General features: G+C 29.0%; 13 protein-coding genes. 12 read left to right on the top strand and 1 reads right to left on the bottom strand.

Going from position 1 to position 12394, the window contains the following annotated elements; genetic code table 11:
- From RR409_RS19560 to RR409_RS19550, 3 genes are all read left to right on the top strand, one after another.
- On the top strand, positions 1-1515 hold a 1515-nt coding region (locus RR409_RS19560; protein WP_332559462.1), incomplete at its 5' end, for an ATP-binding protein.
- A 106-nt stretch (positions 1516-1621) separates the two neighbouring features.
- Complete coding sequence (locus tag RR409_RS19555) at positions 1622-1963, top strand: hypothetical protein (protein ID WP_332559461.1); 342 nt, start codon at positions 1622-1624, stop codon at positions 1961-1963.
- Positions 1964-2463: 500 nt separating this feature from the next.
- Positions 2464-2934, top strand: coding sequence for a DUF1648 domain-containing protein (locus RR409_RS19550; RefSeq protein ID WP_332559460.1), 471 nt, complete (start codon positions 2464-2466; stop codon positions 2932-2934).
- Positions 2935-3409: 475 nt separating this feature from the next.
- On the opposite strand, the gene RR409_RS19545 is transcribed toward RR409_RS19550, so the two are convergent.
- A complete protein-coding gene (locus RR409_RS19545) occupies positions 3410-4609 on the bottom strand; it encodes a DUF4397 domain-containing protein (protein WP_332559459.1) in 1200 nt (399 codons plus the stop codon).
- Positions 4610-5027: 418 nt separating this feature from the next.
- Between RR409_RS19545 and RR409_RS19540 the strand changes: the two genes are divergently transcribed.
- The 9 genes from RR409_RS19540 to RR409_RS19500 all read left to right on the top strand — a co-directional run.
- Positions 5028-5399, top strand: coding sequence for a hypothetical protein (locus tag RR409_RS19540; RefSeq protein ID WP_332559458.1), 372 nt, complete (start codon positions 5028-5030; stop codon positions 5397-5399).
- Between the two features lie 411 nt (positions 5400-5810).
- Entirely contained in the window at positions 5811-6170 is a 360-nt protein-coding gene (locus RR409_RS19535) for a DUF2512 family protein (protein WP_332559457.1), read from the top strand.
- Positions 6171-6731: 561 nt separating this feature from the next.
- Positions 6732-7280, top strand: coding sequence for a flavodoxin family protein (locus tag RR409_RS19530; RefSeq protein ID WP_332559456.1), 549 nt, complete (start codon positions 6732-6734; stop codon positions 7278-7280).
- Between the two features lie 233 nt (positions 7281-7513).
- Positions 7514-8152 carry a lactate utilization protein gene (locus RR409_RS19525; RefSeq protein ID WP_332559455.1) on the top strand — a complete coding sequence of 213 codons (639 nt, stop codon included), beginning with the start codon at positions 7514-7516 and terminating at the stop codon, positions 8150-8152.
- Between the two features lie 491 nt (positions 8153-8643).
- The gene (locus tag RR409_RS19520) at positions 8644-9216 is read left to right on the top strand and encodes an Hsp33 family molecular chaperone HslO (RefSeq protein WP_332559454.1); all 573 of its coding nucleotides are present in this window, start codon (positions 8644-8646) and stop codon (positions 9214-9216) included.
- Between the two features lie 183 nt (positions 9217-9399).
- A complete protein-coding gene (locus RR409_RS19515; RefSeq protein WP_332559453.1) occupies positions 9400-9969 on the top strand; it encodes a TetR/AcrR family transcriptional regulator C-terminal domain-containing protein in 570 nt (189 codons plus the stop codon).
- A 64-nt stretch (positions 9970-10033) separates the two neighbouring features.
- On the top strand, positions 10034-10903 hold the full coding sequence (locus RR409_RS19510; RefSeq protein ID WP_332559452.1) for a DegV family protein: 870 nt from the start codon (positions 10034-10036) through the stop codon (positions 10901-10903).
- A gap of 466 nt (positions 10904-11369) precedes the next feature.
- Entirely contained in the window at positions 11370-12116 is a 747-nt protein-coding gene (locus RR409_RS19505; RefSeq protein WP_332559451.1) for a nitroreductase family protein, read from the top strand.
- A gap of 157 nt (positions 12117-12273) precedes the next feature.
- On the top strand, positions 12274-12394 hold a 121-nt coding region (locus RR409_RS19500), incomplete at its 3' end, for a cysteine-rich CWC family protein (RefSeq protein WP_332559463.1).

The raw sequence follows: 12394 nt of genomic DNA, 5'->3' as shown, positions 1-12394 counted from the left end.
TATGAAAAAGATGGTTCCCTTAAAGGAATATTAGGTACGCATTTTCCTCTTTCAAGATTAAATACTTATCTAAGTGATATTACAAAAGATACAAAGGCAACAGCATATATTATAGAAATGAACTCAGGGATGATAATCGCTAACTCTTTAAATAAACCTAACTTTACAACCCTTGAAGATAACGAAATGAAAAGAATATCTATTGAGAAAATAGATAATCAGTATATAATAGATGCATATGAAAATTACAAAACCAACATAGATAATGATTTTGTCGTAAAAACAGAAGATGATAAATTGCATATAAGATTAACTAATTATAAAAAAGAAGGTATAAATTGGCTAATTATTACAGCTATTCCTGAAAGTAATTTTACAAATGTAATGGGAAAGAATCTAAATATTTTCATATTTATTTCTGTTACTCTTTTGATTATTGGAATAATTATATGGATAAAAAAGACAGAGCACATTCTTAATCCCATTAATAGTTTAATAAATATTACAGAAAAATTTTCAAAAGGAGAATTTTCACAAAGATCAAAGATTATTAGGAATGATGAAATTGGAAAACTATCTAATGTATTTAATGAGATGGCAGATGAACTATGTTTTTCCATTGAAAGTCTTAAAACTAAACAATCTAAGTTAGAGCAAACCAATATTGAATTTGAAAAAGTAAACCTTGAATTAAGAGCAGCCAAGGAGGAGGCAGAAGATGCAAATGAGGCAAAAAGTTCTTTTATGGCAAATATATCTCATGAACTTAGGACTCCACTAAATGTTATTTTAGGTGCTGTTCAACTTCTAAAAAAAATACCTATAGAAGTTCAAGATCTTTCATATGGTAAATCTTATAGCGATTATGTTAGGATAATGCAGCAAAATTGCTTCAGATTATTGAGGCTTATAAATAATTTAATTGATATAACTAAGATAGATGTTAAATTTTTAGATGTAAATCTTAAAAATTGCAATATAGTTAGTGTTATTGAGGATATTACCTTGTCTGTAGTTCAGTATGTAGAAAGTAAAAAAGTATCTCTCATATTTGATACTGATGTTGAAGAGCGTATAATGGCAGTTGATCCTGATAAGATAGAGAGAATTATATTAAACCTACTTTCTAATGCAATAAAGTACACTAACCCAAATGGTACAATTACAGTAGCTATACATGATAGGACAGAAAGTGTAATGATTTCTGTAAAAGATACGGGTATTGGTATTCCAAGGGAAATGACTGATGAGGTATTTGAAAGATTCAGAAGAGTAGATGATTCACTTAATAGGCATGCGGAAGGAAGTGGAATAGGACTTTCTTTAGTACAAGCCCTTATAGAAGCGCATGAAGGTAAGATTTCACTAAAAAGTGAAGTTGGAGTAGGTAGTGAATTTATTATTGAATTACCTGTGAAAATAGTAAATGAAGCTGATGTTAACAAAGAAACTCCTTTGGTTTATGGAACAAAGGTAGAACGAATTCAAGTTGAATTTTCTGATATATACTCTTAGTTTTGTTAAGGCAAATTAATTGAAATTAACAATGTGAAGAATTTTCTGAAAACAAAGGGAATTAAGCTTTTATGTAGAATCTATATCCAGAGAGGAAGTGGATTTTATGGACAAATATAATATACAATTAGGGACTTTAGTTGAAGTAAACCATATAGATTTAGAAGCAGATAAAAGGAATCAAGGAGTAAGACTTTATGTTGTGGCACATCATAAAGATGCAAAAGGTATTCCTTTATATTCCTTAGGGCTAAAAGGAGAAAAAAATGCTTTAAAAATGTATAATGGCTATTACGAGGAAAATTTAAAAGTTATAGATAAAATTTCTGTTGAGTTAACAAAAGATGAAATAAATGATATAGTTCAGTGGGGAAATACCTGTGAAGAAGAAGGTTGGCTAATTGATAAGGAAGTAGAGTTAAAAGATAGATTAAGTAAATTTATTTAATGAATATAGGGATTAAGTCTAGCGGTTTGTGATGCTGCTAGATTTTTATTTTTAGAAAAATTATATTAAATTATGAAATCAAAAAATTAATTTAGGAATGTTTTTCACTGCAAATATTTTAGATTGAACCAATCTTTAGAATATACAAAACTAAAACTTTGTTACATTGAATATAGCACTTGGTATAAATTTCAGTAGCAAATTAAGAAGTAAAAATTAAAATTACTAGATAAAAAGAGGCTTATCTCAACTGTAATTATATGGTAAAATAGAGTTATATCGTAGTTTGAAAATCATAAAATGCATTGAAGTTATAAATAGTAATATATTTACACAAAGGTTATTTAGAGGGGTTAGCTGCAAAAGTGACTTTTCAAATTACTCTATAGATTAGGAACAAAACATAAATACATGACAAGTTAATAATAGTAGTAAGTGGTTAAAAAGGCTGGAGTAAAGATGATTTTACCTAAGCGTGTAATAAAAAGGAGGATTTTATTATGAAATCTAAGTATACAATATTTCAAATTGCTATTGAAATATTAGGTTTGATAATGATATTAGGAATGATTATTTTTGTTTGTTTACAGTGGAATCAACTTCCTGATAAAATACCTGGACACTTTAATGTCATGGGTGAAGTTGACAGATGGGGAAGTGAAAATGAACTCATCACATTGCCAATTATCAGCACTTTTTTATACACTGTACTTACCGTCTTATCTTTTCTCCCACAGACCTGGAGTGTTCCTGTAAAAACAACTAACTTAGACAGAGAGGTTGTTTATAGACATACAAGAAGTTTATTAATTCTCATTAAAGTTGAAATTTTATTAATATTCCTTTATATTACTTATTGCATGACAAAGGCACAGTCTTTATCTAGTGGTGTTATATCAATAATAATCTTAGTTATATTTATCACAATAATAAATTATGCAATAAACATTCGTAAAATAGGAAAAGAGTAAGGTTATAAACAGAAGAGTATATTCTTAGAGGAATTCTCATATGCAGATAGTTTAATTTGCTATTAACAAAAAGTAATATAATAGATAATAGAAGAAATTTAGGGGAAGGTATGTGGAGCTACTTTATCAAGGAAAAAAGTTTTCAGTTATTACAGGTAATTAAGATGTGAATATATTATCGAAAAATATCAATGAATATTTAATAATAGGTTTTAAATATAAAATAAGAGGTGCCATGGCACCTCTTATTTGAATTTCATCATATCTTGTTTTCACTAGGTAACAACTTTTACAATTAATAGTACAACTGATGATCTTTAAAAGCTTTGATTAGTTTAGGAGGAGATTATTGATATCTAATCTTAATGTGAAATTACTTTTTTTTATTGAACACAACTTTGAGCTCTTTATGATACCTATAATCTAATTTAAAGATAACAATTAACTTTTTAAAAGTTATTTAACTCACACAAAATTATAGATTTTCAAAACCATAGGTCACAATTGTTATAGTTATATCAACTGTTTTTCTATCAGGAACTTTTAGACAAGACATAATATCAAATATCCAAGGGCAAAGAAGGTTAAGATCTCTTGCAGCCATATTTGCTCTTTTTCTTACAGTGCCTTTGTATCTGTCATGATTTTTATTAACATAATCAAGCATTAATCTCACTAAATATTCTGAAACTTTTCTATCTAACCCAAACTTCTCAAGATCAGCATATATATTATCATATTTTTTACTAAAATCTTTCATAACGTCATTTAATTCTTTAGGAGCTCTTGGCATAGATGTATTTGTAGTACCAGTTGTATTAGTTGTGTTTGTTTCATTTGTATTTGTATTATTTGATCCGTTTGATGTAATTTCAAACTGTAGTGGATAGAACTCTTCATCAAAGTTAGTAGTTAGTATACCAGGTGTTCTATTTACAGTTGCAAAAACTTGTAATCCTGGTTCATTTTCTATCTGACCAAGGACATAAATTGTATAGTAGAAATTAGGCATGAATGTAACATTAGAAATCGTGAGCACTACTGAAGCGGTTCCAGTTGGTCTTAGTTGAAATGTGTATACTCCTCTTGGCACATTAATATAATTTGTAACTTCACCAAACTCTACATCTTCAAAAATTACATCACCATCTGTAGTAGTTACATCTATTGCAGGTGCATCAGGTGATAAATGTGCTACTCTTATATGGGTTCCTTGTGGCATTCCAGTAGCAATATCCTCAGGTATAGGTAGTAGCCTAAGATTAGAAAGATTACCAACAGCTGCAACTGTGAGTCTTGTACTTTCTGGTATTTCTACTTCAGTATCAATAACAGGATTCTCTATGGTATCCGTAGCATAAACTTTTATATTATAACTTCCTGCAGGAAGTGGTAGATAATCTGTAGCTTCTGAGTAAGCAAGATTTTCTACAACTAGTTCATCATCTACATAGATATCAACAGCTGGAGCATCAGGAGAGGCATGTAATACCTTCACATAGGACATGGCATTTTCATTAGAAGTGACCTCATTATTCTCTAATTCATTCATAAGATCTAAGCTTCCCATATAATCTAAGTTATCCATAGTGGCTAAATTATTGTTGTTATTTGTACTTGTGTTATCGGAACGATGATATTGATTGTTGAAATTTTTATTTGAATTATAAGACATTTTTAAGTATCCTTTCATAATATTCACAGTTTATAATATTTAATTTTGTATAAAAAGGTTACTCAAAATATAAATAAACAGAAGATATTTGTCTTGGGCACGAAACAACAGGTTGAAAAATAATATTCTAGGAAGTTTTATATATTTAATTTTAGAAAAAATCCGAAATAAACAAGTTACTTAATGGGATATATATATTAAGAATGGAGGCGATAAATGTAATAAAGTAACTGCTTGATTAATTTTGTTCACCTTTTAGAAATTGGCAAATAAGAACTCACATTATTTTGTATATAAGCTTTAAATTCATTTTGAAGTAATTCCTTTTAATTGTAAATGTGTAATATTAAAAACAACATTGGGAATTATAAGTATATAATTATGAAAAATTTAAAGAAATTAGAGGTGAATAGATTATATGAAATTTAAAAATTTCTGTTTAACGTTGTTATTTATATTTATTTTAGGCTTTAACAGTAAAGCATTAGCATCTGAAATAAAGTCAAATGTAGCAAATGATATATTAATCATCTCATCAAACACTAATCTTAAAATTGGTGATTTAGGGTATATAGTAATGCAAGGTAAGCCAGGAGTAAGGTATATTTTGCGAACATCTTATGAACTTGGTGACAGAGTAATTACAGTTTCCCAAGCTCGTGGTACAGATGCTAATGGTCAGGCGACATTTAATTGGGTGGTAGAAAAAGGAACATCTCCAGGAACTCACACTGCAACAATATCCGGTGGTGGAGCATCAATAAATGTTATACATACAGTTAGTCAATAATAAATAAGAGGAGCAGAAATATGCAAAGTTTCTGCTCCTCTTACTATGAAAAACCTCTTGTTATAACGAAAGACAAATAAGGAAATAAAACTTATGAAATTTAATTATTTACCTCACATCAGTTAAAAAATGGAGCCGCCAAAAGAGCATAAAAGTATTAACATTGAAAAAATTCAGATTTAAATTATTGAGTTTATAAATAAATAATATTAAAAAAAGGGTAATTTACTATGTTATTCTAATAAAAATAAAAAATACTATGTATGGTTACATAAATTCATTACCCCTTGAAAATCTTTTGGTTTAAAATAATAAATTTCGTGCTGACATCATAGTTGATTTGAGGAAAAGGAATATTTTTCATAAAAAAAGGAAAACTAATCCTATATAAGCCTATAGGAGGTGAAGATAATGAGACACATTACAGCTTTACTAATAAAGTTTGTCATGGTTACCATTGTTCTAGAAACTGTTCTAAATATTTTTACTAACTTAACTTTTGGTGACATTTTATACATATCTGGAACTGTTACAATTCTTGCATATATAATAAGTGATATTTTAATACTGAGTATGTCTAATAATACTTTAGCAACTATTGCTGATATTGGCTTAGCACTATTTACAATTTATATGTTTAACTATATATGGAGCATTGACATGATCTCTTACTCCGATGCATCAATTGCAGCACTAGGTCTAGGCCTAGGAGAATGGTTCTTTCATAAATATGTTGAAGACAATGTTTTACGAAAACCCCATGAATGTTAGTTGTTCCTTCTTCTTGGTATCTATACTGAAAATAAGCTGAGATTATAATTAAACTTAGTGCTCAAAAATATATGGATATTCAAAAGTAATTATATCTCAAGCAGCGAATTCAGTAAGTTGTATTAAGTTATATGTGAGGATAATTTAAATGAAGATAGTCTAAATAAGCAAAATATAGTGCATAGAAACAATGATTTATTAAAAGTGTAATAAAAATTAATGGTTAGTAGCAATAACAATATTACTTAGTATTTAAATTAAATACTAAGCTAAGTACATTTAATTGAACTGTACTCTGTGAATTTCACAGGGTGCAGTTCAATTTGCTTTTGAAGCATTTCTGCTTTAAGTAAAATTGTTGAAAGTTTATATGTTTCATAACTAATCAACTTGATGAAAATATGGAATTATAATAATAAAAAATTAAATACATGAGCTTTTTTAAAGGTAAAAGTTTTTTTAGTTGTATTTTCTACATAAATGATATGTTAAAATATTTATAAATGCATATAAGAAAAATAAATAAAAGCAATAGATTTAAAGATTTTAGGGGATTTAATTATGAAAACAATGATATTTACAAGCAGTCCTAATGAAAATGGATTAACATATTTTTGTGGTGAGTATGCTAAAGCTGGTGCTCTTGAGGGAAATTCGGAAGTAGTTGTGATAGATTTAAATAAAATTAATATTAATCATTGCAAAAGTTGTGGTAACGGATGGGGACAATGCCTAAGTGACCATAAATGTATCATAGAGGATGAGTTTCAGAACCTTCATAAATCTATGATGGAAATGGATGCTTTTGTTTTTATAACTCCTGTTTATTGGGGTGAAATGAGCGAGTCTATGAAAACTTTCACAGATAGAATACGTAGATGCGAAGCTTGGAAGAAAGAAAAAAGTCTTTTTAATGGAAAACCTATAATTTCTGTTGCAGCTGCGGGTGGTAGTGGAAATGGACTTATAAGTTGTCTTGCATCCATGGAAAGATTTGTAATGCATGTTAGTGGAGAAAAGTTTGATTTTATATCTATAACCCGTAAAACAAGGGAGTTTAAGCTAGAAACCATAAAAGCTAGTGCAAAAGCAATGGTTATAAGCAAATAATGAATTTATAGATGTAATTTAGGATATTAAGAACATAATACCTTGAGACTGTAAGGTGTTTTTTCTTACAGTGTTTTATGTTGTAAAAAACAATATTAAAAGATGCAAATTTAAAAATATGTTCATAGAAACTTTTTTTCTCAGTCATCTGTCATTGATAAAATATTAATAAAGGTTATATTTATTAGATTCAAAACATTAATGAATTGTAAAGTAGTGGAGGAGTGCAAGGGATGGACAGTGTTAATTTATCATTAAAAAAGCAGGGTATTAAAGCAGTAGATGCATTATTAAAAAACAGATTCGATGCGAAATTTTATGACGATGCTAAGGAAGTATTAAATCAGCTTTTATCAATGATTCCTCAGGATGCAACTGTTGGAATAGCAGGCTCCTGGACATTACAACAGCTTGGTATTGTTGAAATCCTTGAAGCAAAGGGGAATAAAATATTTTGCCACAATAAGTCTGGATTAAATTCAGAAGAAATATTAGAAATGCGTCGTAAGCAACTTACTTGTGATGTGTTTTTGACAAGCACTAATGCAATTACAGAGGATGGCAGACTTGTTAATACAGATGCTACTGGAAATAGGGTTGCAGCAATGACTTTTGGTCCTAAAAAAGTTATTATTGTTGCTGGTGCTAATAAAGTTGTAAAAGACATTAATGAGGCCGAGAAACGCATTCAAAGTACAGCAGCACCATTAAATAATAAGAGGTTAAGTAAACCAAATCCTTGTGCTAGTATAGGTCATTGTGTGGACTGTCAAGGGCCAACGCGTTTATGCAATGTAACTTCAGTTATACATAAATGTCCACCAGCAACTAATATAAGCGTTTTAATTGTGGGAGAAGAATTAGGATACTAAAACAAAAATTATTATCAGGGTAAAAATGGAAATGAATTAGATATTGCACAATAAGATATTGCACAATAAGATATTGCACAATAAGATATTGCACAATAAGATCTTTTAAATAATGATTTAAAGCTAAAGATTATGAGGAAGAAGCGAGAGCTTCTTCTTTTTTTATGGACATCAAATATAAAATCATATAATAAATGGTACATTTTTACCAATATAAAAATCTTAAAAAGTTCCATGATAATACATCTAAGGATAGAGCTTGCAATAGCCTTTCCTTAATTTAAGTACACTTATAGTAAATGAGAATAATTCATTAATATTTATCCTAAATGAAAAAGGCATCACCAGAGTTAAAAAACTTTGGTGATGCCTAAAAAAATCCTTGCACCTAACGTTACGTCAGGATATATAGTGGGTTATATAACCAGCATAAATTAGGAATAAAATGCAATATACCATTGCTATTATTAAAGAAAGGAAATTAAAATAAGATGGATAACTACATAATCAAAACAATAGCTTACAACAAACAAGCCCGTATTTTTTTTGTAGATAATACAAATTTGATAAGAGAAATTTGTGATAATAAAGGTATAAATAAACTTTTAAAGACTGCATTAGGTAGAACTGTATCAATAGCAAGTCTAGTATCAGGAACTTTAAAGGGAAATCAGAGGATAAGTTTGAAAGTTAATGCTAGTAATCGTAAACATAAAGCCTTAGCGGATGCAGATTCTATGGGGAATATTAGAGGGTACATTAGCGATGAATTATTAAATGCTTCTTTAGATTTTACAGAAAATTTATCTGTAGAAGATTTAATAGGTAATAGAGGATGTATTCAAGTAATGAAAGATTTAGGAATGAACAGTATTTATACAGGAAGAACTATAAGAACCTTACATCATTATGATGCTATTGGCTTGATATGTCCTTTGGTTCATACTAATGCAGGGCATAGATTATATTCAGAATGTGATATTATAAAACTCCAACAAATTATATCACTCAAGCAGATAGGTTTTTCATTGGAGGAAATTAAGGAAGTAGTTGACCATAGGTAGATATTTAAATAGTAGAACTTAAAAGATAAGTAAAATAACAACACTTCTATTATATAATTTTACTTATTAATTAAATGTATGATACAATCGGAAAAGTAAAGATAAATTATAAAATACAATTTAGAAAAAACTATATTTATTAGAAAGTAAAAGGATAAAGCTAATATCCAAAAGGTGAAATAGATGAATGATAACGCAAATAAAACAAAAAAGAAATTAGCTGAAGCACTGAAAAAGCTTATGTGTGAAAGAGCCTTTGAAAAAATAACAATTCAAGATATTGTAGATATGTGCGAAATGAATAGACGTACATTTTATTATCATTTCAAAGATATCTATGAATTATTAGAATGGTTTTATCACGAAGAAGCATTGAGACATTTAGAAATAAATAGTACCTACGAAACTTGGACTAATGAACTGCTTTACTTATTTCATTATATTGAATCAAACAAGAAAAGTACCCTCTGCGCTTTTAAATCACTGGGGAGACAATATTTAGAGGATTTTATGTATAAAAGTGTTTTTCGTGTAGTTAAAAGTATTGTTCATGATATGTCATTAGACTTAGAAGTAAAAGAAAAAGAAAAAGACTTTATAGCTCATTATTATACTGTATCACTATTAGGGATTATGAACTATTGGATTCAAGCGGATTTTACCCCAAGTCCAATAGAAATCACAAACTTAATAAGCATTACTGTTGAAGGAACAATGAGAGGCGCTCTAGAGAGATTTTCACAAAAAGGTTAATCTGTGTATATACGAAGAAAGTAATTTGATGTTATAATTTCCCTATGTTTTAGGAGGAATTATGATGGAGGATTATATAATCATTACAGATGCAACTTGTGATTTACCCGTGGATATCATTAAAAATTTAGATATAGTTGTGTTACCTATGGAATTTATTATGGATAATGTGATTTATAGTCATCATCCTGATGAAAGAGATATGAGCTTTCATGAATTTTATAGTCATTTAAGAATGGGTAAAATGTCTACTACTTCGCAGATTAATTATAATACATATAAATCCGTGTTTAGTGATATTTTAAACCAAGGAAAACATATACTTTACATTTCTTTTTCTTCAGGTTTAAGTGGCACCTATAATGCCTCTAGGTTAGTAATAAATGACTTAAAAGAGGAATTTCCAAATAAGAAAATTTTCACTGTAGATTCTTTATCTGCTTCAATAGGTGAGGGGTTATTAGTTTATTCTGCTGCCTTGAAAAAGCAGGAAGGTTACTCTATAGATTATCTAAAACAATGGATAGAAAGCAAAAGGTTAGAAGTATGTCATTGGTTTGCCGTTGATGATTTAGAACATTTAAAACGTGGAGGTAGAATTAGTGGGGTACAAGCATCCATAGGGAATATGTTAAATTTAAAACCTATTTTAAGCGTAGATGAAGAAGGAAAATTGGTGTCTATCTCAAAAGTAAGGGGTAAGAAGAAAAGCCATCATTATTTATTACAAAGATTAAAAGACGATGGTGTGAATATAAAAAATCAAGTTATTATAATTGGCCATGCAGCTTGTGAAGAAGATGCGTTAAGTTTAAAAAATCAAATTTTAGAAGAAGATCTAGTTAAAGAAGTTTTAATAAGTGATATTGGTCCCATCATTGGAACTCATACTGGAGCAGGAATGATAGCTTTAACTTTTATGGGACAACGTTAGAATCTTATTAGAATTTTCATAATTAATAAGTTAAGAAGTATATAAAATGAGATAGTAAGAAGCACTTTTCTACAAAAGTGCTTTTTTTATTACTTTTTATATCAACAAGTCAAAAGCAAATTCAAATAATATTGAAAAAAGAGCACATTGAAGAAGTCTTAGGATTATTCAATTTTTTTGTTGTTGTTTTATATTGTTATAGCTTTAGGTGAAGCTACTGTTACCCACGTAGGTATGAAGTTGTTTACAAAATAGATAAAGTTGAGTTGGACATAATTTATTTGCAAAAGAAACCGTATTATTTGTTTCATCATTTATAAAAGAAAATAATTCAAAATCTTCACAAAATAGGATATAATATGATTTAAGTAGTAAATAGTTACTATAAATTAAATATAATTTTTATATTTGTAATTTAATAAATCAATGCTATAAACATAGCTGGATTATAATAGGGGGTTATGATATGAACGAAGTATTAAAACAAATAAAAGATAGAAAATCTATGAGGGTATTTGAAAACAAGTCAATTGAGCCTCAGTTGAAAAAAGAAATATTAAACGCTGCATTTGAAGCTCCAACTGCTGGTGCAATGATGCTTTATAGCATACTTGATATTACAGATGAAACATTAAAGGAAAGATTATCAGTAGAATGTGATAATCAACCATTTATTGCAAAATCTCCTTTAGTTCTTATATTCCTTGCAGATTATCAAAGATGGTATGATGCTTTTGACTCAGAAAATTGTAATCCAAGGACACCAGGAGAAGGGGATATCCTCCTTGCCTGCGCTGATGCGATAATTGCTGCGCAAAACACAGTTGTTGCTGCAGAATCCTTAGGAATTGGTTCATGTTATATTGGTGATATAATTGAAAATTGCGAAACTATTAGGGAATTATTAGATCTACCAGACTTTGTTTTACCAGCAGCCATGGTGGTTTATGGTTATCCAACAGAGTCTCAAAAGAATAGGAAGAAACCTGTACGTTTTGAGGAACAGTATATAGTTTATGAAAACAAATATCGTAGATTAACTAAAGAAGAGCATATAGAAATGCAAAGTGTAAAAAATGAAAAGGCAGGATTCCCAAATAGAAATATAAGCGAAGATATTCAAGCCCTATGTAATCGTAAATATATGTCTGATTTCTCACTAGAAATGAACAGATCAGCATCTGAATATCTTAAGAAGTTTAGAGAAAAATAAAGTATGGTAATACATACTTAAGGTGGATCTAAGGGTTATTAGAACATTGCTTTCAAACTATATCTGTTTTAAATGTAGCTTCTTACTTAGATAAATTTCACCAATTTGAAGCATAATAATATTAAGCTATTTCGATTTTAATATATATTCAGGAGTGATGATGATGAGCGTAAAAGGAACAGAAAGAATTTGTCCACTTTGCGGGCAAGATAATAACTGCCAGCATGGCCAAGGTGGATGTTGGTGTGATACAGTAAAAGTCCCTAAGCATGTGTTAG

This window comes from Clostridium sp., assembly GCF_036642255.1.
Taxonomy (GTDB): Bacteria; Bacillota; Clostridia; order Clostridiales; family Clostridiaceae; genus Clostridium_J.
The sequence above is the reverse complement of the archived record's forward strand: the minus strand, read 5'-3'. Positions and strand labels throughout refer to the sequence as shown.